This is a genomic window from Sinomicrobium sp. (assembly GCA_029266035.1).
In the GTDB taxonomy this organism is placed as follows: domain Bacteria; phylum Bacteroidota; class Bacteroidia; order Flavobacteriales; family Flavobacteriaceae; genus Sinomicrobium.
On sequence record JAJUFH010000007.1, the window covers coordinates 68872 to 94365 of the forward strand.

General features: G+C 42.3%; 22 protein-coding genes, 2 tRNA genes and 1 other RNA gene. 13 read left to right on the forward strand and 12 right to left on the reverse strand.

Annotated features, from left to right (window positions below; all coding sequences use genetic code 11):
- Positions 1-32: 32 nt before the first annotated feature.
- Both ACYZZR_RS05655 and ACYZZR_RS05660 read left to right on the forward strand, forming a co-directional pair.
- On the forward strand, positions 33-302 hold the full coding sequence (locus ACYZZR_RS05655) for a hypothetical protein (RefSeq protein WP_461533023.1): 270 nt from the start codon (positions 33-35) through the stop codon (positions 300-302).
- Between the two features lie 71 nt (positions 303-373).
- Positions 374-447, forward strand: a tRNA-Thr gene (locus ACYZZR_RS05660).
- 59 nt (positions 448-506) lie between these two features.
- Here the strand turns inward: ACYZZR_RS05660 and arsB are convergent.
- From arsB to ACYZZR_RS05675, 3 genes are all read right to left on the reverse strand, one after another.
- Positions 507-1538: an ACR3 family arsenite efflux transporter gene (gene arsB, locus ACYZZR_RS05665; RefSeq protein WP_461533024.1), complete on the reverse strand. Its 1032-nt coding sequence runs from the start codon at positions 1536-1538 to the stop codon at positions 507-509.
- Between the two features lie 3 nt (positions 1539-1541).
- Positions 1542-2153, reverse strand: coding sequence for an arsenate-mycothiol transferase ArsC (locus tag ACYZZR_RS05670; protein WP_461533025.1), 612 nt, complete (start codon positions 2151-2153; stop codon positions 1542-1544).
- Between the two features lie 63 nt (positions 2154-2216).
- The gene (locus ACYZZR_RS05675; protein WP_461533026.1) at positions 2217-2549 is read right to left on the reverse strand and encodes an ArsR/SmtB family transcription factor; all 333 of its coding nucleotides are present in this window, start codon (positions 2547-2549) and stop codon (positions 2217-2219) included.
- A 174-nt stretch (positions 2550-2723) separates the two neighbouring features.
- Here ACYZZR_RS05675 and ACYZZR_RS05680 point away from each other — a divergent pair, with 174 nt between their 5' ends.
- Positions 2724-3230 (forward strand): GNAT family N-acetyltransferase, encoded by a 507-nt coding sequence (locus ACYZZR_RS05680; RefSeq protein ID WP_461533027.1) that lies wholly within the window; start codon positions 2724-2726, stop codon positions 3228-3230.
- Between the two features lie 15 nt (positions 3231-3245).
- Here the strand turns inward: ACYZZR_RS05680 and ACYZZR_RS05685 are convergent, their stop codons facing one another.
- On the reverse strand, positions 3246-3827 hold the full coding sequence (locus ACYZZR_RS05685) for a YdeI/OmpD-associated family protein (RefSeq protein WP_461533028.1): 582 nt from the start codon (positions 3825-3827) through the stop codon (positions 3246-3248).
- 172 nt (positions 3828-3999) lie between these two features.
- Here ACYZZR_RS05685 and ACYZZR_RS05690 point away from each other — a divergent pair.
- Positions 4000-4087: transfer RNA gene (locus tag ACYZZR_RS05690), tRNA-Ser, on the forward strand.
- Positions 4088-4283: 196 nt separating this feature from the next.
- On the opposite strand, the gene ACYZZR_RS05695 is transcribed toward ACYZZR_RS05690, so the two are convergent.
- The 4 genes from ACYZZR_RS05695 to ssrA all read right to left on the reverse strand — a co-directional run bounded on the left by ACYZZR_RS05695 (position 4284) and on the right by ssrA (position 7181).
- Complete coding sequence (locus tag ACYZZR_RS05695) at positions 4284-4433, reverse strand: winged helix-turn-helix transcriptional regulator (RefSeq protein ID WP_461533029.1); 150 nt, start codon at positions 4431-4433, stop codon at positions 4284-4286.
- 595 nt (positions 4434-5028) lie between these two features.
- The gene (locus ACYZZR_RS05700; RefSeq protein WP_461533030.1) at positions 5029-5679 is read right to left on the reverse strand and encodes a suppressor of fused domain protein; all 651 of its coding nucleotides are present in this window, start codon (positions 5677-5679) and stop codon (positions 5029-5031) included.
- Between the two features lie 328 nt (positions 5680-6007).
- On the reverse strand, positions 6008-6493 hold the full coding sequence (locus ACYZZR_RS05705; RefSeq protein ID WP_461533031.1) for a hypothetical protein: 486 nt from the start codon (positions 6491-6493) through the stop codon (positions 6008-6010).
- A 290-nt stretch (positions 6494-6783) separates the two neighbouring features.
- Positions 6784-7181, reverse strand: a transfer-messenger RNA (tmRNA) gene (ssrA, locus tag ACYZZR_RS05710).
- A gap of 142 nt (positions 7182-7323) precedes the next feature.
- Here ssrA and ACYZZR_RS05715 point away from each other — a divergent pair.
- The gene (locus ACYZZR_RS05715) at positions 7324-8529 is read left to right on the forward strand and encodes an NAD(P)-dependent oxidoreductase (RefSeq protein ID WP_461533032.1); all 1206 of its coding nucleotides are present in this window, start codon (positions 7324-7326) and stop codon (positions 8527-8529) included.
- 9 nt (positions 8530-8538) lie between these two features.
- On the opposite strand, the gene ACYZZR_RS05720 is transcribed toward ACYZZR_RS05715, so the two are convergent.
- Complete coding sequence (locus ACYZZR_RS05720) at positions 8539-9633, reverse strand: endonuclease/exonuclease/phosphatase family protein (RefSeq protein WP_461533033.1); 1095 nt, start codon at positions 9631-9633, stop codon at positions 8539-8541.
- Between the two features lie 213 nt (positions 9634-9846).
- On the opposite strand from ACYZZR_RS05720, the gene ACYZZR_RS05725 reads away from it, so the two are divergent.
- The 4 genes from ACYZZR_RS05725 (at position 9847) to trxB (ending at position 16746) form a co-directional block, all read left to right on the forward strand.
- Positions 9847-13086: a S41 family peptidase gene (locus ACYZZR_RS05725; RefSeq protein ID WP_461533034.1), complete on the forward strand. Its 3240-nt coding sequence runs from the start codon at positions 9847-9849 to the stop codon at positions 13084-13086.
- A 113-nt stretch (positions 13087-13199) separates the two neighbouring features.
- A complete protein-coding gene (gene rimO / locus ACYZZR_RS05730; protein ID WP_461533035.1) occupies positions 13200-14501 on the forward strand; it encodes a 30S ribosomal protein S12 methylthiotransferase RimO in 1302 nt (433 codons plus the stop codon).
- Positions 14502-14547: 46 nt separating this feature from the next.
- Positions 14548-15618 (forward strand): sialidase family protein, encoded by a 1071-nt coding sequence (locus ACYZZR_RS05735; RefSeq protein WP_461533036.1) that lies wholly within the window; start codon positions 14548-14550, stop codon positions 15616-15618.
- Positions 15619-15777: 159 nt separating this feature from the next.
- Entirely contained in the window at positions 15778-16746 is a 969-nt protein-coding gene (gene trxB, locus ACYZZR_RS05740) for a thioredoxin-disulfide reductase (RefSeq protein ID WP_461533037.1), read from the forward strand.
- 427 nt (positions 16747-17173) lie between these two features.
- Here the strand turns inward: trxB and ACYZZR_RS05745 are convergent, their stop codons facing one another.
- Genes ACYZZR_RS05745 through ACYZZR_RS05755 form a run of 3 tightly spaced genes read right to left on the reverse strand, consistent with a single transcriptional unit; the run spans position 17174 to position 20722 of the window.
- A complete protein-coding gene (locus tag ACYZZR_RS05745) occupies positions 17174-18226 on the reverse strand; it encodes a pyridoxal phosphate-dependent aminotransferase family protein (RefSeq protein ID WP_461533038.1) in 1053 nt (350 codons plus the stop codon).
- Entirely contained in the window at positions 18226-19239 is a 1014-nt protein-coding gene (locus ACYZZR_RS05750) for a dipeptide epimerase (protein WP_461533039.1), read from the reverse strand. The genes ACYZZR_RS05745 and ACYZZR_RS05750 overlap by 1 nt, the downstream gene beginning before the upstream one ends.
- 46 nt (positions 19240-19285) lie before the next feature.
- On the reverse strand, positions 19286-20722 hold the full coding sequence (locus ACYZZR_RS05755) for a TonB-dependent receptor (protein WP_461533040.1): 1437 nt from the start codon (positions 20720-20722) through the stop codon (positions 19286-19288).
- Positions 20723-21143: 421 nt separating this feature from the next.
- On the opposite strand from ACYZZR_RS05755, the gene ACYZZR_RS05760 reads away from it, so the two are divergent.
- From ACYZZR_RS05760 to ACYZZR_RS05775, 4 genes are all read left to right on the forward strand, one after another.
- Positions 21144-21911: an MBL fold metallo-hydrolase gene (locus tag ACYZZR_RS05760; RefSeq protein WP_461533041.1), complete on the forward strand. Its 768-nt coding sequence runs from the start codon at positions 21144-21146 to the stop codon at positions 21909-21911.
- 88 nt (positions 21912-21999) lie between these two features.
- Positions 22000-22512 (forward strand): hydrolase, encoded by a 513-nt coding sequence (locus tag ACYZZR_RS05765; RefSeq protein ID WP_461533042.1) that lies wholly within the window; start codon positions 22000-22002, stop codon positions 22510-22512.
- A 702-nt stretch (positions 22513-23214) separates the two neighbouring features.
- Positions 23215-24594 carry a hypothetical protein gene (locus ACYZZR_RS05770; protein WP_461533043.1) on the forward strand — a complete coding sequence of 460 codons (1380 nt, stop codon included), beginning with the start codon at positions 23215-23217 and terminating at the stop codon, positions 24592-24594.
- Between the two features lie 48 nt (positions 24595-24642).
- Positions 24643-25095, forward strand: a complete 453-nt coding sequence (locus tag ACYZZR_RS05775) for a helix-turn-helix transcriptional regulator (protein WP_461533044.1) — start codon at positions 24643-24645, stop codon at positions 25093-25095.
- Positions 25096-25494: the final 399 nt, after the last annotated feature.

Consider the following 25494-nt stretch of genomic DNA (forward strand, 5'->3'; position numbering starts at 1 on the left):
TGTAACTTTGCAGGAAAATAAATAGTGTAATTATGGCAAGTGTAAAAGACCTTAAAAAGAATATCAACAACGTTCTAGGCGATATAATAGAAGCAGTATATCTCTGGGAGGCCGCTACCGGAAACCACAATTCGGAAGCTGGCAATGCTATTATAGACGAATCGATAGAAGTCTTTGATAGCCTGATCGAAAAAGTAAACGACAGAAATCAAGAGAACAGAAAAGCCCATTTAAAGGAGGTAAATCAAGAGCTTGAAAAGCGCGCTAATGCGCTCATAGAAAAAGTAAATGCTTTGGCGTAATTTTTTTTCTAAAAAAGGTTGGTAAAAAATAAAAACCATTTTATATTTGCCACCGCTTTTAAAGCGTAGAAGCCGGCATAGCTCAGTTGGCCAGAGCACGTGATTTGTAATCTCGGGGTCGTGGGTTCGAATCCCTCTGCCGGCTCAAAAAACCCTTCGGAAACGGAGGGTTTTTTGTTTGGGACTATTTGGACTTAAACGGACTCAGGGGTAATACCTTTTCTTTAACCACAAGCTCGCCTTTACCAATAGTATGAGTACGGGAACTTCTACCAGCGGACCAATAACTCCTACAAATGCCTGAGGTGAGTGAATGCCGAATACAGCGATAGCTACGGCTATAGCCAATTCAAAATTATTTCCCGTAGCTGTAAATGCTACAGACGCGTTCTTGTCGTATGGAATCTTCATGGCCTTGCCTATAAAGAAACTCACAAAGAACATCAAGACGAAATAGATGATCAATGGGACGGCAATCTTTATCACATCTGTAGGCAACTCCAGTATCTTGTCACCTTTCAAGCTAAACATCAACACTATAGTAAATAGCAGAGCGTACAAGGTGATTGGCGATATTTTGGGTACAAATTTAGTGTTGTACCAGCGTATTCCCTTTGCTTTGACGAGGAGATAGCGGCTTATAAACCCCGCTAAAAAGGGAATGCCGAGGTATATCAGGACGCTTTCGGTAACATCGCTCATCGATACGCTTACATCAAAATTGGCCAAGCCCAGTTTGTTTGGTAAGACATTGATAAACAACCAGACCAAAAAGCTGTAGCTCAATATTTGGAAGATACTATTCAAAGCCACCAATAAGGCCGTGTATTCTCTGTTGCCCTTTGCGAGATCGCTCCATACAATAACCATTGCAATGCACCTTGCCAACCCAATCAGTATGAGTCCGCTCATATAGTCGGGTTCGTCTCTCAAAAACAAGATAGCAAGGCCAAACATCAGCACCGTGCCGACCACCCAGTTTAGAAGTAGCGATAGACCGATAAGCTTCTTGTCCTTGAATGCTGCGGGAAGCAAGGAGTAATCAACTTTCGCAAGGGGAGGGTACATCATCAGTATCAGTCCGATGGCGAGGGGAACATTAGTGGTGCCCACCGACAGACTGTTTGTGATGTTAGAGATGTTCGGAAAGAAATATCCCAGTCCTACACCAATGGCCATTGCGAGAAATATCCACAGCGTGAGATAACGGTCGAGAAATTTTAGTTTAGGTTGCATAGATTATTTATTGATGGAGGAAAAGACGTAAAACATTTCGGCGGCTATCTGCAAACTCCTTTCGGTATATACTTTTGTCTGTTCAGGAGTACTGTCGGCAATTTTGGGATCTTCGTAGGTGACGGGGATTCTCTTTTCTGCACCTGCGATAAACGGACAGCCAGCATCGGCCTGAGAACACGTCATAACCGCCGCAAATGCCGATACAGGATTAAAAGGATTGTCGTATTTCTTTGAAAAACCGATAATCGGCAGGGCATTCTCATCGTATTTGACAGCATATACAGGATTGTCTTTTTCCGTGAGCTTTGCAATAGAAAAACCCTGACCGCTCAGTGTTTCCACTACTTTGGGAAATAAGGCTGTTTCTTCCGTTCCGCCCGAATAACAATGCAGGTTGGGAATGTGGTAATAAGCACTTGCCGTCTGTGCCCATACTTGGGCGAGATGACTTCTACGCGAATTATGAGTGCAGATAAAATTCAGGTTGATCTCCTGGTTGTCGTCTACTTTTTGCTGTACAAAATCAATCAGTGGCCTTAGGACGGCCTTGCGCTCTTCGCTGATATCTTGAACTTGTAGCTGCCCGATGGTTTGCGATAGTGTTTCAAACATTTTGACTGTAGATATTTGTAGTTTATGTATTGTGATATTGCGATAATAGACGCTAAAAAAACACTATGTGCAGCATTGAGTTATTTTGACCTCCTGATCAAAAAACGCATTTAATTTTTTCTGGATTTCTCCCCAGACCAGCTCGTCTATACAGTAACAAATTGACTTGCCTTCGGTTGATCCTTTTATAATACCAATGCTCTTGAGTTCTTTTAGATGCTGTGAAATAGTAGCTTGTGCCAATCCCAATTCTTCCACCAGATCGTTGCAGATACAGGCTTGCTGATTGATGATGTGCTGCAGTATGGCTATCCTTGCAGGATGCGCTAAAGCCTTAAACAGAGAAGCTAAACTGTTTTGTTCGTCCGTAAAAATTTCCGATTTAGTGAGTCCCATAACTCTATTTTTTATATCGCAATATTACGATAATAAAGTAAAAGAGACAAAACTTTAGATTATAATTTGTCTTCGGAAGAAAAAATACACACATTTGCGGCTTATACTCCTTGTTTTGGACAGAGATTTTTATCATTTCTCATGTGGTAAGTAACAGATAAGTATCAACTGGCGATGACAATAACAAACAGTACAGATAGCGATATAGCCGAAATATTCAGGCTTTACAAATTGGCTACTGAATTCCAAAGAGAGCGATTTCCGGGAAATCTATGGCCGGAGTTTGAGAGAGAGCTCATAGAAAATGAAGTTGCGGAAAAGCGGCAGTTTAAGTTGATCATCGACGGTGAGATTGCCTGCGTATGGGCCATAACTTACAGCGACCCGGAGTTGTGGGCAGACGATGACGGTGTATCTTCAGTCTATATTCACAGAATAGCTACAAACCCCGATTTTAGAGGGAATAATTACGTGAAGATAATCGTCGATTGGGCCAAGGCATTTGCCAAGGATAAAAAATACATCCGGATGGACACCTGTGGCGACAACAAGAAGCTAATCGCTCATTACCAGAGTTGCGGGTTTGACTTTTTGGGTATGAAAAAACTCGAAGAAGCCGGAAACTTACCATCGCATTATCACGATGCAGATGTTTGTTACTTCCAAATAAAACTGAGTTAAGCATCGGGCTTTGACTTAATCGTTTATACCCTTGCCGTTTAGAATGTGGGTGTAGTACCTTTCAATTCTCGCCTCTCTTGTTTTAGCTTGTTTAGCTTGGTTGAAGTAGAAGAGGTAGGCCTTTTGCCTCCCCAGACTCAATGCGTAAAATGCTGCGTTTAGGTTGTGGTCTCCATCTAATACCCTCTGAAATTCTTCAGGCATAGGGTAGTCTGAGACCTTTTTTACCGCCACTTTCTTTCCCGACTTTTCGTTTTCGATAGCCTCATTAATGTATGCGGCAATGGTAGTGCTCAATGTTGAAATCTGTTCTACACTGGTAAACCTGATTTGTCTGGCCGACTGAACATTTTCGGTTTGCCGTATCAAAACGCCATCAGGGTCTTTGAGCAAAGCGCCTTTGTGAAACAACAAGGCGCAATACTCTTTAAACCCGTGAATGAGCACTATATTTTTACCTTTAAAAGTATAGCAAGGGTGCATCCATTTATAATCTTCTTCAAGCAATTTGTTTTCACTTACGATTTCGCGCAATAACAGAAATTCATCTTTCCATTTTTTCGCATTCGTAAAAAATTGTTCCGCTTGTCCGTTCATAATAGTCAATTAAGTATTTTTCAGTTAATTGGAGAAAGTCTTGGTGTGATTAAAATATAAATGTAAGCATTTGGAAATTGTCAAGCTGTAAAAAGCCCAAAAAATCTCTTGTTTGAAAAAGAAAAGCTTTCTATATTTGCACCCGCTTGTAAGACAAAGGCAAGATTGTTCAGGAGGAATGGCAGAGTGGTCGAATGCGGCGGTCTTGAAAACCGTTGAGGGTCACACCTCCGGGGGTTCGAATCCCTCTTCCTCCGCCAATGAGAACAAAACCTCGCGAATAGCGGGGTTTTGTCGTTTATAGCCGCGCCAAGTTTTCACTTGAGCACGGCTATAAACGACAAAACCACACACGCAGTGTGCCAGGTTTTGCTCTCATTAAAGCCTCCCTCTTAGGGATCACCGGAGCCTTGCGTAGGTAATCCCGTCTTATCCGATCGCACATAAATTACAATCTTATCTCTTTAAATTTTGATGATACAATCCCCATTTTTCCAACTCGTTTATCATTGGCTTTATAGACCTGCCCACCTTTGTCAATTTGTACTCAACAGTTGGAGGTACGGTTGCGTATACTGTCCGTTCTACCAAACCGTCTGTTTCCAAACTGATATTGATTCAGAAGTATCGAAAGAAACACTGCAAGATATTGCTGATTTCGTAAACAATTAATCCTTCCCCATATTGAATTACACGAATACGTTATCATGGCAGACCATTTTCACGGATTATTGCAAATCGTAGGGCGCCCCTCATGGGCGTCCAAAATGGGGAGGGGAACCCACAAGGGGTTGCCCCACGGTTTCTCTATGGCCGACCTGATCAAGTTGATTAAATCCAATTTTAACGGTGAAAATATTTTTATTTGTGTAAGCCCCATTTGTTGACACTTTTAAAACTGAACGTATTAATGGTTTTGTACAATCATTCAGTAATAATAAAAGTTTCAACCTTATAGCCGACATATCAGAAAGAAAAGGCGAATGGAATGGAACCAATTGGTCGAGAGTAATATGAGTGTTTAAATGCTCAGTTTATTAACTTTTATTTTTAAGACTACTTAAGCTCATCCATAAACGTCAAAAACGGAATAAGGTGTTCGACTGTAATCTCTCTTCCTCCGCTGAGAGGGGCTTCATCAAGAAGTCCCTCTTTTTTTCTTTCATTTTCAAAATGGTTAAGGGGGGTAAATCAGCTCAACTTACTTCCGTTCCAGATCGGTAATCAATAGTTTGTTGTTTTGCTGAAGTTTATCAATAAGCTTTTCAACCTCGGTGGTTGTTGGATTTTTTTTCAGCTCCTGAAATTCGGCTGTGGTTAAACCCACGATCTGCAAGAACGCAACCTCGCCGTGAGGAGTGTCAATTTTGCCTAACTCGGGGTCGGACACAAATGCCAAGGCGGTTATTTCTGAGTCGGAGTCCATTTTTATAGGCGCTCCTGCCGGTAGGAAATGAAATGGTTCAAACCATTTTCCGGTTTGGAATACATATCTCGCAATGTTTTGCAGCATATTGTAAACCCAGCCAATTTCATCGTCCTCTTCACTCTCCAATTTTAGCCGGAAAGTCAGTTCAAAACCAAATTTGCTGTACTCCGATCCTGCACTGTTCTCGTCGTAATAAAGTTCTGAAAACCCATAAGTGACAAAATGAAAATGTGGTTGCTGTTTTGCGCTGGTATAAAAACTCACCCCGTTTAACGGGTCTTCCCCTCCAAGTTCATAAGGCAGCTCTGCGGCGTAATGACCTGGTTCCTGCTCTCCGTATATATCAGCCAGTTTTTCGTCAATACAGTCCCATCCCACAGCGTCGTCTTCGGTAAATTGCTTTTTATAAGTTTCTAAGTCCATAGCATTATATTTTAGTTTTATCCATTGTTTAATAATTGATGTGAAAATAGAAAACCTGTCTGAAACAACATAGTGACATTGTCTCAGAACGAGAAAGATAACCATTTGTTTACTGAGAATTTACAAGTTGGGGGAGCTGTTGCCCCGACGATATACGAGCGCATATCACAATACATTATTAACAATCCTCAAAATGGTCAAACCACAAATTGAAGATATTGTTTTTCTGTAAAAAACTTTATGTTAGGGAAATAATATGGTTGTAACATAGAAATTACCGCAAGAGCAAAACATATTATAGGTATTTGTCCTGCGAAAGTTATGTGTTTTACAAGCCAATTTTAAAATCGTGAAAGGCCGCAATATTCACTTCCAACGACATATAATGTTTTCCTAAGTTTGGAAAACCATCCATTTCGTGAAATATATGATAGCCGTAATACACTCTCACGATGGAGAACAGGTTTAAACCAATTTTAGGAGTGACCATCCAGGTGGTCTGTGAAAAATCGGTAGGTAGCGATACATTTACCCCTCCGGCCAGCAGTCCGACCCCAAAGTCAAAATTGAGCTTAGGAGCCATAGTAAAGGGTTTGGTGAAATACGACTCCACACCGAGCGAAATATCGTAGTATTTAAGAGCTCCGCGTTCGTTGTATTGGTTAAATGAGATCAGCCCTACATCTATACTTGTGGTCTGTTGGACGGATACTCCCAATCTACTCGGGAATATAAATCCCATTTCCTGAGCAAGGGAAGCGGAAGTACTGCACAGTACAACAATCGAAAAGCATATCTTTTGTATGGATTTCATAGAGGTGATTTTCAACAAAGATATCGGCTTGTCTGCACAAATAAAATCCCTGCTTTCCGCTATATCGCTCTGATTTGATTTTTGAGAAGATAGTATACAATTCTGCAAATTGTATAGCTAAAGGAGAGTGATTGACTGCCTATTTACTCATCGCATTTGTACTCATGGTGCTCCCCGAAAATATTTATGCAGCCCTACATCGAGTAGATTATCAAAGTACCACATTCCGGGGGAGTGGCTTACCTATGGTTTAGGATTCCCCTGTAAACTCGTTGTCTACAGGGAGGTATTAGTGGAGTCGGAGAGAATCGAACTCTCGTCCAAACAGGCAACCAAAAAGCTTTCTACATACTTAGTTTCCGTTTGATTTTCGACATGGGGCTGACCGGAAACCGCCCACCCAATGCTTAGCTTCTAAAGGTTTGAAACACCGGCGAAGCTACAGTGTTCCTATGTTGACTTTTATGGTGCCTCCTTGCAGACCGCCGTCAACAAGGGCTGTCTGGAGACATCTCGCTTTTCCGCCTTGCGGAAACGTGGCTAAATCCTACTGTAATTCAGATTAGGCAGCAAGAGCGTAGTTATTCTCGCCATTTAAAAGGTTTGAAACATGATATTTAAGAGCTGTATTTCAGCGCTCTGTATGCTTACAATTCAATTCGACCCGCTGTCAAAACCAGTCGACCCCAATAAGTATAGAACGTAGTTGTAACTTGAACAACACTGCAAAGTTACGACAAAAATTATTCACCGGAAACCTTGTAGAAAATATTTACAACGGTTACATTTGAAACAAATAGTGTGCCATAAAGTTATAAAATTACATCTATATGAAGATAGGAATCATCAGGGAGCGAAAAAATCCGCCCGACAGAAGGGTGGTATTTTCTCCTTTAGCCTGCGACAGGATTAGACGACGGTTTCCGGAAATAGAGTGGTATGTGGAGCCATCTGAAATACGAGTGTTTAGCGATGAAGAATACGAGGCTGTCAATATTCCGATTACCGAAAATATGCAGGATTGCGACGTACTGCTCGGGGTAAAAGAAGTCCCTGTCGATGCCCTGATCGAGGGAAAGAAGTATTTTTTCTTTTCACATACTATAAAAAAACAACCCTATAACCGCGAATTGTTGCGCGCTATCCTCCAAAAGAACATAGAGCTCTACGATCACGAGTTGATTACGGCACCTTCGGGACAGCGTTTAGTGGCTTTTGGGCGTTATGCCGGTATTGTAGGTGCCTACAACGGTTTTAGAGCCTACGGTTTGAAATTTGATCTTTTCGAATTGCCCAAGGCGGAGACTTTGTCTGATATGGAGGCATTGCTGACTGAGTTAAGGAGTGTACAACTTCCAAATATGAAAATACTACTTACCGGAAAAGGCAGAGTAGGTGGCGGTGCAAGAGAGATCCTGGAAGGAATAGGAATTAAAGAGGTGGGGTATGAAGAATATCTGACTTCTGAGAGTGATGGCCCTGTATATTGCCAAATTGATGTAGCGGAATACAACAAGAGAAAAGATGGGAAGGAGTTTGATTCAAGCGATTTTTACAAAAATCCAAGTGATTATGTCTCCGATTTTTTTCGTTTTGCCAAAACGACCGATTTATATATTGCGGGACATTTTTACGGTGAGGGAGCGCCTTCTATTATCACGCGACAAGAGATGCAGTCGCCCGATTTTCGCATTCGGGTGATTGCCGATATCAGTTGTGATATAGACGGACCAATAGCCTCGACCATCAGAGCATCTACCATAGCCGATCCACTGTACGGATACGACCCCAACAGTGGGGAGGAGGTGGAGTACAATGCCAAAAATGCCATAGCTGTAATGGCGGTAGACAATCTGCCTTGCGAACTGCCGCGTGATGCCAGTGAAGGCTTTGGGAAGATGTTTGAAGAACACCTTATACCGGCCTTTTTTGACGGTGATAAAAATGGGATACTCGATCGGGCAAGGATGACATATCAAGGTAGGTTAACACCTACTTATACCTATCTCCAGGATTATGTAGACGCAGAGGAATAAGGGTAGACCCTATAGGTATTGGGTGTTGTCTTTTTTGCGTACTGGTTCTGCCTTTTCTATCTTTTCGTCTGCCAGCTCCCTATCTTCTCTGTCAGCTTCAGGCTCTTTCTGCGCTTTTTCAGCGATTGGTTTATACTGTAAATCGACGTAAATAGGAAAGTGATCAGAGCCTATGCTGGGCAAACGCTTTATGTTGTTTAGCATAAAGTCGTTGGAGTGGAATAGATGGTCTAAGGGCCATCTCAAAAAAAAATACCCGGCGTGAAAAGTACTGAACATGCCTCTGCCTATCCTGGGGTCGAGCAATCCACTTATTTTGCGGAACAGCACTGTAGAATTCGACCAAGCTACATCGTTGAGGTCACCAAAAACAAGAGTGGTTTCATCGCGTTTACTTATCTTTTTTCCCACCAATAGCAATTCGGCATCCCGATCGGTAGAGGTGTCGCTTTCGGTAGGGCTGGGCGGCATGGGATGCAGGCAGTATATTTTAACTCTTTTACCGGAGTTCAATTGTACATAAGCCTCAATCGACGGTATATCGTCTTTGACGAGATACATGGTTTTGGCCTCTTCCAATTCGAGTTTTGAATACAGATGCATACCGTAGAGATTGTCGAGCGGAATTTTTACAGTATATGGATAGTGTTTTTCCAAAGGGGCTAATTGCTCTTCCCACCAGGAGTCCGATTCTAAGGTGAGCACTATATCGGGTTGTTTTCTGTCTACTAGTTGCAACAGTTTGTAGGCATTTCGGTTTGGGGTAAGCACATTACTTACCAGTACAGCAATGCGGTTGTTCTTGTCCTCTTTTCCCTTAAAGCGATACACTTCTTTTCGGTGCAAAGGGGTGTATGGCCATATTTTTACCCCTTGATATACCAAGAGTAGTACAACTACTGCAGATATGATATAGAGCCATGGAGAAACGGAGCTGAAAGAATACACAGTAAAAATAAGTCCAATCACTCCCATACACCACAGCTGTACTCTGGGGAAATCGAATATGCGTATCCACCAGTTGTCCCACCGAATACGCGAGGCCAGTGTGGCAAATACAAAAAAAGATGAGAGTACAATGGAGATTATTTGCAGGATTGTCATAGTGTTTTTAATAGTGTTAGTACATGGGGGCAAATCTATAGCTTAATTAATCTAAGATACGGTATTCTAGGTAAGTGAGCAATATTCGAACATTATTACCGATAAGGGATGTGTTAAAGAGTGTTAATTTAAAGGTTTTGATGTAACAGAATTACGGTTTTGATGTCTATTGTTATAATTTCACAACCTTAATTAATTTAAATGACCAACTTCATGAGGAAAATTACTATAGCTTTTGTTTTTTGCCTTTTAAGTGGATGGGTCGGAGCACAGGAAACCGCTCATTGGTTGCGATATCCGGCTGTTTCCCCTGACGGGCAAACCATTGTTTTTGGGTACATGGGAAATTTATACCGTGTGAGTACATCTGGAGGTGCCGCTATCCCTATCACTGTAGGGGAGGCCTACGATATGCGCCCGGTATGGAGTCCGGATGGAAAGACTATTGCTTTTGCCAGTGATCGCTACGGTAACTTCGACGTATTTACCATGCCGGCAACGGGAGGTACGCCGCTTCGGCTTACCTATCACAGTGCAGCAGATTACCCATACGATTTTACTCCCGACGGCAGCAAAGTGCTTTTCGGAAGTGGAAGAGCCGCTCCGGCATCGAGTGTGCGTTTTCCGAGTACAGGACTTTTTAAAAACCTCTATACCATAGAAGTTAACGGAGGCAGGCCGCTTTTACTCACTGCAGCAGGTGCGGACGAGGCGCATTACAGTACCGATGGTAAGCGCATCGTTTTTGAAGACCGCAAAGGCTATGAAGACGCCTTGAGAAAGCACCATACATCTGGGGTGACTAGAGATATTTGGATATACGACACAGAAGCTGATACTTATCAGCAAATCACCGATTTTAAAGGTGAAAACCGCAATCCGGTTTTTGATCATTCCGGAGGAGTGGTATATTACCTCAATGAAAAAGACGGTACTCAAAATCTGTATAAACGATCACTTTCTGATAGTAGCGAAGAACAGATTACTTCGTTTACCGATTTTCCGGTACGCCATCTCAGTATAGCTGACAACAATACATTGGCCTTTACTTGGAAAGGAGATATCTATGTCCAACCCCCTGGAGAGCAAGCCCGAAAATTGGAGGTCAAGATAATGGACGATGCAGCTTATCAGGTGGTAAAGAATACCGATATTTCCAACGCTACCGAATTTGCAGTCAGTCCGAATGGCAAGGAGATTGCCTTTGTAAACCGCGGAGAGGTATTTGTAACCGGGATGGATGACAAGCGCAGCAAGCGCATCACCAATACACCCGAGCAGGAGCGTATGATCAGTTGGTCACCCGACGGAAAGACACTACTTTTTTCAGGTGAACGAGACGGGAGTTGGAATATTTATAAGGCTACTTTGAGCAGAGCTGACGAAAAATATTTCTACGCTGCGACAGTGGTCAATACCGAAGCCGTGGTAGCTACCGAAGCCGAAGAATTTCAGGCAGAATACTCCCCCGACGGAAAAAAGATAGCCTTTATAGAAGAGCGCAATATCCTCAAGGTACTCGATCTCGACAGCAGGAAGAAAGTTACGGTATTCCCCGAAGGGAGAAACTATTCCTATTCCGATGGAGACTGGTCTTATCAGTGGAGTCCGGATAGCAAATGGCTGTTGGTAGACGACAGTCGTGGATATTTTATGCAGACCAATGCCGCACTGATAAAGGCCGATGGTTCGGGTGAAATTTTTCACCCTGTAAACGGAGGTTTTGGAGAAGATAGTCCGAAGTGGGCGATGAAAGGAAAGATGATGACCTATATGAGTAGTCGGGAAGGAAGAAAATCTCTGGCATACCAAGGAAGTCGAGAGTCGGATATATACGCGGTTTTCTTCGATAGGGATGCTTACGATCGCTATACGCTTAGTAAAGAAGAATTTAAACTTCTTAAAGACAAAGAGGAAGACGAGAAGAAAAAAGAGGAGGAAGAGAAGGAGAATTCCAAAAAGAAAAATAAAAAATCAGACAAGAAAGATAAGGTCGAAACTCTAGTGCTGGATCTTGAAGATCTCGACACTCGAAAAGTGAAACTCACTATAAATAGCTCTAGTATCAGCGATTATGTATTGACTAAAGAAGGGGATAAGGTCTTTTATCTCGCGGCTTTTGAAAAAGGATACGACCTCTGGGTTACTGAACCTCGCACTCGCGAAACTAAAATCCTAGCAAAACTAGGAGGGAGTCCGAGTGGAATAGAAATCAGCGACGATGGAAAAACCCTCTATCTAAGCAATAGAGGGCGACTGGTCAAGGTGGATGCTGAGAGTGGAAAAGTGAGCAATATCGCTATCGATGCCGATATGGCAGTAGATCACAGCGCAGAGCGAAGCTATATATTGGAACACGCTTGGAGACAGGTGAAAAAGAAATTCTACGACCCTGAGATTCACGGCGTAGATTGGGATATGTACTATAGAGAGTATACCAAGTTTTTACCGCATATCAACAATAATTACGATTTCCAGGAGCTGTTGAGTGAATTCCTTGGCGAACTCAACGCTTCGCATACCGGTGGGCGTTACTATGCATCTAATAAGAATGCAGACCGAACTGCATCTCTAGGATTACTGTTCGACGAGACCTTCGAAGGAGAGGGGATCAAGGTATCTGAAGTGATTAAAGGAGGACCCTTGCACAAGTCGGAGAGCAAAATACAAGTTGGAGATGTCATTGTGAAAATCAACGGTAAGGATATAAAGGCCGATGAGAATTGGAACAAATATTTGCTCAATCTGCAGGACGAGAATGTACTGCTTACTGTAAGGGGAAAATCAGGAACTTTTGAAGAGCGCATAAAACCGGTTTCACTCGGAATGGAAAACAATCTGATGTACCGGCGATGGGTGCAAACCATGGAAAAAATGGTAGACTCTTTGAGTGGAGGTCAGTTGGGTTATGTGCACGTACAAGGTATGAACGACGGTAGTTTCCGGGATGTATACGAAAATGTACTCGGGAAAAATATTGACAAAAAAGCCTTGGTAGTAGATACCCGATTTAATGGTGGAGGATGGCTTCACGACGATCTCAATACATTCCTCAGCGGAAAAGAATACCTGAAGTTTTCTCCACAGGGCAATGTGATAAAAGGAGGAGAGCCTGTGTCGAGATGGAGTAAACCCAGTATAGTGGTAATGAGTGAAGGCAATTATAGCGATGCCTTTATCTTTCCCTATGTGTACAAACAGAACGGTATAGGCAAATTGGTGGGAATGCCCGTAGCCGGTACCGGAACAGCTGTGTGGTGGGAACGTCAGATAGACCCTACCATCGTTTTCGGTATCCCTATGATAGGCACTATCGGAAAGGAAGGTAGAACTACTGAAAACATGGAACTTCATCCCGATATAAAGGTGACACTTCCCTACAACGATTTTCTCAAAGGCAAAGATCCGCAGCTAAAAACCGCTGTCGACGAATTGCTAAAAGACTTGAAGTAATACTAAAAACTCCCGATGGTACGACCTGCAATCGGGAGTTTTGTTTTTTGGGCATTACTTGTAAAATGTCGCTTATCTTCCTTACTTTTGCAATCCTTTAAAACGGCGAATATATGAGAACCAAGTCTCTGAAAAAGAATAAAATAAATGTAGTAACCCTAGGGTGTTCTAAAAATGTTTACGACAGTGAGGTGCTGATGGGGCAGTTAAAGGCCGGAGGAAAAGAGGTGGTTCACGAAGAAGAAGGAAATATTGTCGTTATCAATACCTGTGGGTTTATCAACAACGCCAAAGAAGAAAGTGTCAATACCATACTCGAATACGTTCAAAAAAAGGAAGTAGGGGAGGTAGACAAGGTCTTTGTTACCGGTTGCCTTAGCGAGCGTTATAAACCCGATTTGGAAAAGGAAATCCCCGATGTGGATCAGTATTTTGGTACCTCTGATCTTCCTATATTGCTCAAGGCGTTGGAAGCAGACTATCAGCACGAGCTAATCGGAGAGCGAATCACCACAACTCCTAAAAATTACGCCTATCTAAAAATAGCCGAAGGCTGCGACCGTCCTTGTTCGTTTTGTGCTATTCCTCTAATGAGGGGAAAACACCGAAGTACTCCTATGGAAGACTTGGTGAAGGAAGCTGAAAAACTCGCAGCAAACGGAGTGAAAGAGCTGATCCTTATTGCACAAGACCTGACGTATTACGGACTCGATCTCTATAAAAAACGCAATCTAGCCGAATTGCTCCGCAAACTGGCAGCTGTAGAAGGAATTTCTTGGATTCGCCTGCACTATGCCTTTCCTACTGGCTTTCCCATGGATGTGTTAGAAGTGATGCGAGAAGAGCCCAAAATATGTAACTATATGGATATTCCCCTCCAGCATATCGCCGATCCTATACTCAAATCAATGCGAAGGGGAACTACGAGAGAAAAGACCACTCGACTGTTACAGGAGTTCCGAAAAGCAGTGCCGGGAATGGCTATCCGTACCACGCTTATCGTGGGTTATCCCGGAGAAACTGAAGAAGATTTTCAAGTACTGAAAGAATGGGTAGAGGAAATGCGTTTTGAAAGGTTAGGCTGTTTCACTTATTCGCACGAAGAGAACACACATGCTTATAGCTTGGAAGACGATGTCCCCGAAGAAGTAAAACAACAGCGAGCTTCAGAGATTATGGAAATACAGTCTCGTATCTCTTGGGAGCTCAATCAGGAAAAGATAGGAAATACCTACCGCTGTATCATAGACCGCAAAGAAGGAAACTACTTTGTGGGACGTACGGAGTTCGATTCGCCCGATGTGGATAATGAGGTGCTTATCGATGCGAGCCTACACTATCTGAGAATAGGAGAGTTTGCCGATATAAAAATTACAGATGCTTCCGATTTTGATCTGTACGGAGATCCTGCCTGAGAATAATTTGTCTTATCTTGTAGGCAATTTTTAAAATGTCTGAGCTATGAAGAGCTTGCTTTTTGCAGGAGCCCTATTATTACTGCTTAGCTGTGGTAACTCTACCCAGAACTATGAGCTCCGAGATATATCAGGAATTGAGGTGAATACGATATGGGAAGATTCTATGAGTGTCAGAGCCGTCGAAATAGCTCGAGATGGAAGCCTGTGGTTTGCCGACAACAGGGGGAGGTTTGGTTATTTCGACTATAAGGATAAGGTGGTTATGGACTCTGTAAAATACGATACCATAGTGCCTCATTTTAGAGCAATAGCATCAAATGGCGAGAATATCTTTCTGTTGAGTATAGGCAACCCCGCGCTATTGTACAAGATTGATGACAAATTAGAAGCTACCCTAGTGTATCAGGAAAAAGATTCGGCGGTTTTTTACGATGCGGTGAAATTTTGGAACAGTGAAGAGGGAATAGCGATGGGCGATCCCGTTGAGGAGGGATGTCTTTCGGTATTGATTACCCGCAACGGCGGAAATTCTTGGTCGAAAGTGCCTTGTGATCTCCTGCCTCCTTTAGCAAAAGGAGAAGCTGCCTTTGCTGCCAGTAATACCAACATCGCCATTTCGGGTGAGTATACTTGGCTGATTACCGGAGGAGTGCGAAGCAGGGTTTTTTATTCCCCCGACAAGGGGCGTAGCTGGAAAGTGTACGATACACCGGTAGTTCAAGGAGAACCTACTATGGGGATGTATTCGGTAGATTTTTGGGACAAAGATCACGGATATGCCATAGGAGGAGATTATACTCGACCGGAATATCATACCGCCAATAAGCTGCGCACCGAAGATGGCGGAAAAACTTGGCAACTCGCAGCCAATAACAGAGGTCCGGGATATAGATCGTGTGTGCAGTACGTTCCCAACCAAAAAGGTAATGAGTTGGTAGCTGTGGGCTTTGAGGGAATAGCCTTTTCTCAAGATGGAGGAGCGTACTGGAAGCAATTGTCGGATGAGGGCTTTTACACCATAAGGTTTCTCAACGATTCCACAGCCTATGCTGCTGGTAAGGGGAGGGTGGCGAGAGTATTGCTCCGCAAAAATGGTGTAAACACGAGCAATTAGTGAGAAGGTTGCATTGCAAGTCTGAGCAAATCAATTGCCCCCTGAATAATAAAATATCATTTTACACAATGGTGTCATAATAACTTTTGATTGTCTTTTATGACTATTACTATATAAATTATTCTAATTTTGTTAGGTACAATAAATAAGAAAACAGCTATGTCAGATCAAGTAGAAAAAATCAAATGTCTTATTATAGGGTCTGGTCCGGCCGGATATACGGCGGCCATCTATGCGTCGAGAGCCGATCTCAAGCCTGTGATGTATACAGGAATGGAACCGGGCGGACAGCTTACTACCACTACAGAAGTAGATAATTTTCCCGGATATCCGGAAGGGATAGACGGTCCTACTATGATGTTGCAATTGCAAAAACAAGCAGAGCGTTTCGGGACGGAAGTGAGAATAGGAATGGTGACTGAGGTTGAGCTCAGCGAAGAAAGAGGAGGAATACACAAGGTTGTGGTAGACAACGACAAGCAAATAGAAGCTGAAGCCATTATCATAGCTACAGGAGCATCTGCCAAGTACCTGGGACTCCCCAGTGAGCAGCGCCTTAGAGGAGGTGGAGTTTCTGCCTGTGCCGTTTGTGATGGCTTTTTCTACAAAGGGCAAGACGTTGCCATCGTAGGAGGAGGGGATACCGCTGCCGAAGAAGCTACCTATCTCGCCAATATCTGTTCCAAAGTGACTATGTTGGTGCGCAAGGGAGAGATGAGAGCCTCCAAAGCTATGCAGCATAGAGTTAACAGTACGCCCAATTTGGAAGTGAAGTATTTTTCAGAAATTGACGAAGTGCTCGGAGATCAAGTGGTGGAAGGACTGCGAATTGTAAACAATCAAACCGGAGAAAAAGAAGAAATCTCGATCACCGGACTCTTCATCGCTATCGGTCACAAACCGAATACGGATGTGTTTAAAGGGCAGTTGGATATGGACGAAACCGGTTATATACTCACTTCAGGAAAAACCACTCAAACCAGTAAACCGGGAGTATTTGCCTGTGGCGACGTACAAGACAAAGACTACCGTCAGGCCGTTACAGCCGCCGGAACAGGATGTATGGCCGCACTCGATACCGAGAGATACCTAGCTGAAGTAAAAGCTCCGGAAGAAGTAGAAAGCTAAAATATTACGCTATAATCAAAAAACTCCTTCCTGTTTGTCCGGTGGACAAAATGGGAGGAGTTTTTTATTACTGTATAATAGGAATAATATGTATGAAGCCGGTGTCCTGAGCCTGTCCCTGCCAGCCGGCAGGCTGGGAAGAATCTCTTCTCCAGCTCAAAGCATCTTAAGGTCAAACTGTAAGCTTGGGTACCTCCCTTTGTCTAAAGGGAGGAGTCTTTTTTATAACTATTAAGCAAAAAACACTAAGAACTTCGAACTAATCAACTACAAATGGTACCACACTAATTCGTCTATGGGGGGGAGACGCAAAATTTTGCGTCTCTACAGCGTCTGGTTTATATCGTATCGCTGTTCTACACATCGCCCTGAAAAGGTAGTTGAAGCCAACTATAAACCATAAACCCCAAACTCCAAACTCCAAACTTCAACCCCCAAACTCCAAACTCCCCAAAGCATTACACAGCATTGCTATATCCTCTTCTTCATGGGCGGCCGATAGCACTATGCGCTGTACCATAGGAGTGGTATTGTCCGGATAGTGAAATGCAGTGATCACTATATTGTTGTTTATCAGATGATGGGTGAGGACGTCCTGATTGTGAGCGTATACTGGATGTCCTTCTATACGGTTGAAAGCAATATCGGAGTCGGCCAGAAACCGGTCGAATACCTTCATATTGCGCTGTAGCTTTTCCCGTTGTTTGTCGTATAAAGGTAACGCGTCGACAAAGCTGGCCATGGCAGCGGGAGCTGCCGGACTGGCACCGGCGTAGAAGGGGTGATTCTGTAAATTTTTGATACGGGATGAAATCCCGCATATTACCCCTGCCTGTATTCCAAATCCCTTGCCTGCGGATGCACATACCAGAAGTTCGCGAAAGGGTGTTTTTTGCAGTTTTTTAAAAACACCACCTCCTCGTTCGCCCATCACCCCCAATCCGTGAGAGTCATCGGCTACAAAAACAGTTTGTTTTAAGGGTAATTTGGTATACCAGTCGTTTTCGTAAAGATTGTTTTTGGTGCTGACCGAATCACATAGCACCACGGCAATCTTATCGGGATGGGAAGAGGCAAAGGTATTTACCGAGCTTATAAGATCTTCTACTGTAGTTGCTACGATTGTATTTGGATGATAAAGTGCTGGATGCGTTCCCTTTAGGCTAAATAAGGAGTAGATGTCTTCTTCAAAAGCCTTGAGCGTGAGTTGTCCTGCGAGAAATCCGGAAGATACCGAAAGAGTCGATTCACTTCCTATGAGTGTGGCAAACTCCGCTTCCGATGTTTCGTAAATATCGATGCTTACATTAGCTTTTCGCGATGCAGCATAGCCCGAGCCATAGCGGTGGATATTCCGAATTAGGATATCGCGAAAATCGGGTAGGGTAGTGAGTCCCAGATAGGCAGTACCTCCAAAATAGAGGTATTGTTTTCCCCCGGACACCAGCAGGCGGCCGGGAGAGGAATCAATGGTAAACATTATATATTGAGCGTTATTCCCGATCCTGGTATTTTCGGGAAGATGACTTTTCCGTTATCTTCTATAACTACTCCGGTAGCGATATCTCCTTTCAGCAACATAGCTCCATCCATATCTACATAGTCCAGTTGTGGCAGCAGTTGTGCAATGGCAGAAATTCCAACAGTAGATTCTGTCATACAGCCTACCATAACCTTCAACCCAAAAGAACGCCCTTTCTCTATCATTCGCAGCGCAGGGGTTAGTCCGCCGCATTTGGTGAGTTTAATATTGATTCCGTGAAAGTAATCCTTACACTTTTCCACATCGCTCTCCACTATACAGCTTTCGTCGGCAATCACCGGAAGAGCCGACTCTGTCAGAACCTTTTTCATACCCTCCCAGTTATCGGCTTTTAAAGGTTGTTCTATAAACTCTACTCCGAGTTCTTTGAGTTGGTGAGAGTTTTCTATGGCTTCTTCCGGAGTCCAGGCGCAGTTGGCATCTACCCTAAAGGTTGCATCGGTGTGTTTGCGAAGTGCCTGTACAATGGCCACATCGCGATCGGTACCCAGCTTTATCTTGTACAACGGCCAGGGTTGTTCCTGCATTTTTGCCACCATTTTTTCTATGGTGTCAATACCTATAGTATAGTTGGTAATGGGGTATTTGTCGGTATTGGTTCCCCATATTTCAAAAAGAGGTTTCCCCTGTAATTTTCCGTAGAGGTCATGAGCTGCAAGGTCGAGTGCACAGATGGCAAAATTGCTCAAATTTTCTTTGGTAAGAAATTCGTGAAAAGCTTCGGGAGTACTATATTCAAAGTTTTTGATGCGATCTTCTATGGTCAGAATTTCGCGGGTCATAGAGTCCAAGGTAATATTGTAATAAGGGTTGGAAGTCGCCTCACCGTAGCCTGTTTTTCCGTTTAGAGACAGACAGACAATAAGAGTATCTTGAAAGTCGTGAGATTCTCTGGAAATATTGAAAGTATGTTTTAGTTCCAGTTGGTGTTTTTTTAGTGTAATCTCCATAATGCCAATTTAAGTTTGTGGATTTATTGGTTAATTTCTTTATTTCTTAATCGCAGTTATATCCGAACAATTTTTTTTCTTTGATGAGTTGAGCAACACCTTTTGGAAGCATATTTTCCCAGCCGCTCTTGCCTTCCGATATCATTTTGAGCACCTCTTTAGAATAGATGTCGAGGGTATCGGGGTCAAAATCAGTTATATCCGCCACCTTGTCGTGCAACTTGAAATAATGGTATAAGTCTTCCATATCAGGATGCACTTTCAGGCTTTCACTGTTTAAAATTTCTCCGGTTTCCGCATCTTTCATGGGGTAGAGGTATATTTTTAAGTTTTTGAAAAAAAGCTTTCCAAAACCTTCAAACATACCACCGCTAAGGTGCCTGTAATATTTTTCATCAAAAATATTCACCAAGCTACTTACGCCCATAGACAGCCCCATGCGATGTTTGGTGTGTTTGGAGAAGTATTCTACTAGCCTGTAATACTCTCTAAAATTTGATATCATAACGGTTTGACCGAGAGAACACAGCAATTCTGCTCTATCCATAAAATCCTGTTCGTCGATCTCACCTTCCGCACTTAAATTAGACAAGGTAATCTCAAAAATAACTTCGGTGTTTTTTCGGTCTACCTTGTTTTCTTGTATAAACATTTCGTAGGCCTTCTTGTACATGGTCATATTTACCTTGGTAACCGGTCTAAAACTGCCTCGTAGTGTGAGCAGGTTTTTCTTGTAGAGCAATGCTTCGGGAAAGATATTGTTTCCGTCGGGACCAAACATTACTGCTTCTGTCATTTCATTTTTTAGCAGTTGCAAGCTCATCAATCGGTTGTCTACCTTTAGAAACCTCGGTCCCGAAAAATTGATCAGATCGATCTCCAAGTCGTCTTTATCTATATTGTCGTACAGGCTTTTTAGCAACTTCTTGGGTTGATCGTGCATATAATAAGCCCCGTAAATCAGGTTTACCCCCAAAACACCAAGGGTCTCCTGTTGCATCTGCGTATCGGTTTGGTGAAATCGGATATGAATGATAATCTCGTTGTAGTTCTCCGTGGGGTCGGCCTGAAACCGCAGACCTACCCAGCCGTGTCCTTTGTACTTCTTGCTGAAATCTATGGTAGCAACGGTATTGGCATAGGTGAAAAACAATTTATTGGGATGCCTTTTTCTCGAGATGCGATCTTCAACCAGCCGTATCTCGTGATCCAGCATTTTTTTTAGTCGCGACTGAGTGACATAGCGACCGTCGTCTTCAAGTCCGTATATAGCGTCACTAAAATCCTTGTCGTAGGCACTCATCGCCTTGGCAATTGTACCGGAAGCCCCTCCAGCTCTGAAAAAATTGCGGACTGTTTCCTGACCTGCACCGATCTCTGCAAAGGTGCCATAGATATCCTTGTTAAGGTTTACCCTAAGGGTTTTGGATTTGGTAGATGGAATGTGTTCTATCTCTTTGTCTCCCTTTAAAACAATCGTCATCGTCTAAGTGTTTTGTTGTCGAGTTGAATCTGAGTTCTGTAACTGCAACTGCTACAGTGTAGATCCTTTGTAAACGTTCTACGGTCAAATAGTTGGTTTGTTAAGTTGTTGATTTTTATTGGAATAACCAATAGTTTCAACAACTGTATAACTGTTGCAAAATCACTCTCTTTTTTTAACTAAAACCATTAAGTTAGGAGCGTTTTTGGTCAGACAAAGTTAAAAATTATCGCCAAGTATTGCGGTGAATATAGTGCAAAAAAAGGGTAGCTGAATTGAATAATCCGCACTTGGAGAAACGACTTATTGTGTTAAAGTGAATTTTGCTGTGTATCCGTTTTCCAGTCGCTGTTTTTTTGTAATTTAGCCTATGGTTTTACAAAGTCTGCAAAAAGACATTAATCACGCAAAGGCTTCTCCGTTGAAAATTACATTTTTAGGTACAGGCACCTCACAGGGTATTCCGGTAATCGGGAGCAGTCATCCCGTTTGTCTCAGTACAGATTTGAGAGACAAACGTCTTCGGGTGTCTGTATTGGTAGAGTGGGATGACTTCTGTTTTGTGGTAGACTGTGGCCCCGATTTCAGGCAGCAGATGCTCAGGGCAGAAGTTAGTCGTATAGACGGGATTCTCTTTACTCACGAACACGCCGATCACACTATGGGGCTCGACGATATTCGCCCCTTCTTTTTTCGCCAGGGCGATATTCCTATCTACGCTCATAAAAGAGTGCTGGGCGAACTCAGAAAACGCTTCCCCTATATTTTTGTAAGTGGATCTGAAAAATATCCGGGAGCACCGGGCGTAAAGGAAATCGAGGTAGTCGACAATCGCCCCCTCCAACTCGGAGGTATTTCCGTAGTGCCGATAAGTGCTATGCACAACCAACTCCAAGTATTCGGCTATCGCTTTGGGGATTTTGCCTATCTCACCGATGTAAAGACCATTTCAGATGAGGAGATGGAAAAAGCTAAGGGGCTAAAGGTATTGGTGATCAATGCCCTTCGTACAGAGCCACATCCCTCTCATTTAAACCTTGAAGAAGCCCTCCAACTTATAGAAAAACTAAAACCCGAAAAAGCCTATATTACTCATATCAGCCACTTGCTCGGATTTCATGCTGAAGTGGAAAAGGAACTGCCCGAAGGTGTGTTCTTGGCCTACGACAATTTGCAATTACAGCTCTAAGGATACACTGTCGAGTGCAGGGATATCGTATCTTTGCAACTGCCATACTCGAAACAAATAAGCTTCTGGCAATTGTAATATTATAACTATGAAAAAAAGTTTGTTTTTATACCTGTTTGTGTTCACTGCTCTTCTAGCTCTTTTTCTGTATGTTAGTTCAAACGGTATGTTGAAGGCGAAGGACACAGAAATAGAACGACTACAGACAAAGATTTCCAATTTGGAAAACGATGCAGAGAAGCTGTTAGATTCCACCCAATCTCTTTTGATTGACACTGCAGATTTACAGTACTTTTCATTGGAAAACAACGATGAAGCACTGGCTTATTTCGACGATTACGACGTAGAAAACCCCGCCGGATATATAGCAGATAAACTTCTGGAAACCAATGAAAGGGAAGGGGATAACCCCTTAGTGCCCTACGCAGGTATGGAAGGACCGGTAAAAATTAACAAGATCAAGGTGTTGAATCACCGGTGGATAATAGCCGACTTTTCAGATGGGAAACACTGGGGGGAGCTCTTTATACGCTACGAACTCAAAAAAGATCTCGGTGTCGACTTTACGCTGGTAGATCACCTTTTATACGCAAAAAAATAACCTGCAATCTTCTCTTTGAGAAGCCAATGTGATCCTGTGTTCGCAGGAGTGTAACAAAAACTCCTCCCTTTGTCTAAGGGGAGGAGCTGTGAAAGGATGTCCAATTTATTTTGGGAATAGTACATAGAAGTCTGACGACTACGAACTGCGAACTAAGAACTAAGAACTAATCAACTACCCCACCTCCCCATCCCCTAATCTCTATGTCTCCAAGTCACAACACACGTCCATTAAAAAAACAATATTTATAAGGGTAATATTGTTAAATATTTGTTTATTGGGGTTTTATTTATGATTTTTGAACCCTTGGAGGTCTGATATGTTTTTGTGGCAAACAGCTTAATTCTTGTTTTTGATACGGATATAAAGATGCGGTAAACCCTGCCAATCCAATTAGAATTCCGGAAAAAATCTCAACCTAAACCTGTATTTATGAAAATAAAACTACTCATTTTACATTCATTAAACTTTTTGGAAAAACAAGGCCAACTGTCAGCTATTATTAGATAGAAAGCTTAGAGATGGGGTGTTTTATTGATAATTCCCCAAGCCTTAGGAGTGTGCAGCAATTTTAAACTCATCACTCTATCAATAGAGATATCGTTGTTTATAAATTGTGCTCCCAAGGTTTTATTTAAATTGTGGTTTTCTCCATGGTTATCAGTAAATACTCGTGCTGTGCCGAAAATCTTAAAAGTTGATATGAATCCAATCTACCTGAATAAAAGAAAGATTGTAAGATCAAAATTGCAGCAGCAGTACAGTACTATTTTTATAGTTGTTTTTACTTTGTGTATAGGTTCGGTGTTACACGCTCAGAAGATGAGTTCGACTGAACTTATTCAAAAGCGGCAAATTACGGGATTAGAGCAAACTACAGCAGCTGAAAAAACCTATACAGATCTAAAAACAGAATACAACCCTCAAGCCTTAGCCAAAAACATCTCCGAAGTAAAAGCCTATCTCGAGCAGCATCCCGATACTCGACTGTCTATTCGCCTGACGATGTATGAATTCTTGAGTAAGTTTGAGAGTGGAGAAGAAAGGGAAACTGAAATAGATATTTCGCGTCTGTTTATAGAAGCGGAGCGTTTAAAAGACGAACAGCTCCTTTCCGAGCTCTACTCCCTCCACAGTCAAGACAGAAAAGGAACCTTAGAAGACCGTCTTTTTTACATCGTTCAAGCCATTGAAATACAGGAGAAAATAGGTGCCCAATACTTTCCTAAGTTCTACCTCAGATTGCTTTCAGCCGGTATCAGTTATTACAATCTATCTCTTTACAACGAGAGTTTGAGCTATACTCAAAAAAGCCTCGAAAACTTAGGAGCTCCCGAAAAAAATATCAAAATTTACATTCTCAACTCCGATTTGATTGGGGCTGCAAGTTATGAATTGGGTAAAGTAGACCAAGGTATAGAGGCCTATGAAAATATTTATAAGGAGTTGGAGAAATACGCTGTAAATTACAAGAATTACAAAGAAGGCTATGATACTTACGATTCTAAGCTATATGAGATATGGACTGGAATTTCAGAAGGAGGGATTGGAAGAGGTTTGGTGATGCAGAAAAAGTATGAAGAGGCTATTCCTTATCTAAAGCACAATATTGAGAAGAGTGAGCAACACCGTTTATTTGGTGATCTTGCAAAAGCCCAAAACTTACTCGCCGAGGTTTATGAACAGCAAAATAGTCTGGACTCGGCTGTGCTGATGCGAAAAAAGGCCTATAGTAATGCCTCAAAAGCTCCCCGACTTCGCGAACTTATAGTGGCAACCCGTGGAATCGAAAATCTGTATATACAACAACAGCGATACGACAGCGCCTATTTTTACAGCAAAAAGCTACACGCATTTGAGAGTCAGTCTAATCAGGCCATAAACAACAGTATGCTTCTATCGGTAGAAAGTCGGCTGCAACACGAAAAAACACAAACAGCTATAAGTCAGGCAGAGAGCAAGGCCAATCGTCAGAAAAACATACGAAACCTTATACTTGCCGCCAGTCTTCTAAGCCTGGCTTTGGGAGGGTTCTTCTATTACCGTTACCGGCAAAGACAACAGATTAAAATCCTCAAATAGAATCAAAAACACCAAATCGCCAAAGAAAACTACCGCAAGAGTCAGGAAATGATAAAGGAAGCGAGAGAGCAACTTCAACTTTTCCGTACCAAATTAAAACAAAATAGTGAGCTGATCGCAAAGCTTAAAAGAGACAGTCAAAAATTCGATGAGTCAGATTATGCTGAAATCAGAACCTTTACAATACTCACCAAAGAGGATTGGAACAATTTTAAAAAGCAGTTTAACAAAGTTTACCCTAACTACTATTATTTGCTGAGAGAAACTTACCCTCAACTCTCCCGATCGGAACTTCGTTATCTGTGTTTGGTAAAGCTCAACCTGAGTCAAAGCGAAATCGCTTCAGCTCTGGCTGTGTCCGACTCCACCATAAGAGTTACCTGGCATCGAATACGCAAAAAGCTCAAAATAGACAAGACTAAAACACCGGAAGAATTTCTCAAACGCTTTGAAAAATTGGATAAACAGTCGTCTATGCAAACCGAAAAACCTCAAAATTAGAGCAATCTCTTATCTTTTTAGAATAAAGGAATTGGTTTTTAAGGCACTTGTAATCAGTGTGTTGTGAAATGTAACGCTTTTGTAACGCTCGAAATATTACATTTTTTAGGTTTTTTATGGACTATTGCACAACAAATGTTACATCCAAAAATCTAAACATGTGAAAAATACTTTACGCACCCCAATTCAGCTACTCTTTTGGAGAGTGTTTTTTGTATTTCATCTCTTATCTAGTATCAGCAGTAGAGTTCGCTATAGGCATGCCGCTACCATATTGTCAATTGTGGTAGGCATAGTCGATATTACTGTAAAATAAGTTGGTTCAGATACTCTAAAATTCAACTTAAACACCAATTACAACTAACAACTGCTACAGTTTTGACTGGGCTTTGGAATATT

Bases quoted from the DNA above. Each gene is read 5' to 3' on its own strand.
- ACYZZR_RS05655 (WP_461533023.1), top strand. From the start codon at position 33: ATGGCAAGTGTAAAAGACCTTAAAAAGAATATCAACAACGTTCTAGGC.
- arsB (WP_461533024.1), bottom strand. From the start codon at position 1,538: ATGCAACCTAAACTAAAATTTCTCGACCGTTATCTCACGCTGTGGATA.
- ACYZZR_RS05670 (WP_461533025.1), bottom strand. From the start codon at position 2,153: ATGTTTGAAACACTATCGCAAACCATCGGGCAGCTACAAGTTCAAGAT.
- ACYZZR_RS05675 (WP_461533026.1), bottom strand. From the start codon at position 2,549: ATGGGACTCACTAAATCGGAAATTTTTACGGACGAACAAAACAGTTTA.
- ACYZZR_RS05680 (WP_461533027.1), top strand. From the start codon at position 2,724: ATGACAATAACAAACAGTACAGATAGCGATATAGCCGAAATATTCAGG.
- ACYZZR_RS05685 (WP_461533028.1), bottom strand. From the start codon at position 3,827: ATGAACGGACAAGCGGAACAATTTTTTACGAATGCGAAAAAATGGAAA.
- ACYZZR_RS05700 (WP_461533030.1), bottom strand. From the start codon at position 5,679: ATGGACTTAGAAACTTATAAAAAGCAATTTACCGAAGACGACGCTGTG.
- ACYZZR_RS05705 (WP_461533031.1), bottom strand. From the start codon at position 6,493: ATGAAATCCATACAAAAGATATGCTTTTCGATTGTTGTACTGTGCAGT.
- ACYZZR_RS05715 (WP_461533032.1), top strand. From the start codon at position 7,324: ATGAAGATAGGAATCATCAGGGAGCGAAAAAATCCGCCCGACAGAAGG.
- ACYZZR_RS05720 (WP_461533033.1), bottom strand. From the start codon at position 9,633: ATGACAATCCTGCAAATAATCTCCATTGTACTCTCATCTTTTTTTGTA.
- ACYZZR_RS05725 (WP_461533034.1), top strand. From the start codon at position 9,847: ATGAGGAAAATTACTATAGCTTTTGTTTTTTGCCTTTTAAGTGGATGG.
- rimO (WP_461533035.1), top strand. From the start codon at position 13,200: ATGAGAACCAAGTCTCTGAAAAAGAATAAAATAAATGTAGTAACCCTA.
- ACYZZR_RS05735 (WP_461533036.1), top strand. From the start codon at position 14,548: ATGAAGAGCTTGCTTTTTGCAGGAGCCCTATTATTACTGCTTAGCTGT.
- trxB (WP_461533037.1), top strand. From the start codon at position 15,778: ATGTCAGATCAAGTAGAAAAAATCAAATGTCTTATTATAGGGTCTGGT.
- ACYZZR_RS05745 (WP_461533038.1), bottom strand. From the start codon at position 18,226: ATGTTTACCATTGATTCCTCTCCCGGCCGCCTGCTGGTGTCCGGGGGA.
- ACYZZR_RS05750 (WP_461533039.1), bottom strand. From the start codon at position 19,239: ATGGAGATTACACTAAAAAAACACCAACTGGAACTAAAACATACTTTC.
- ACYZZR_RS05755 (WP_461533040.1), bottom strand. From the start codon at position 20,722: ATGACGATTGTTTTAAAGGGAGACAAAGAGATAGAACACATTCCATCT.
- ACYZZR_RS05765 (WP_461533042.1), top strand. From the start codon at position 22,000: ATGAAAAAAAGTTTGTTTTTATACCTGTTTGTGTTCACTGCTCTTCTA.
- ACYZZR_RS05770 (WP_461533043.1), top strand. From the start codon at position 23,215: ATGAATCCAATCTACCTGAATAAAAGAAAGATTGTAAGATCAAAATTG.
- ACYZZR_RS05775 (WP_461533044.1), top strand. From the start codon at position 24,643: ATGATAAAGGAAGCGAGAGAGCAACTTCAACTTTTCCGTACCAAATTA.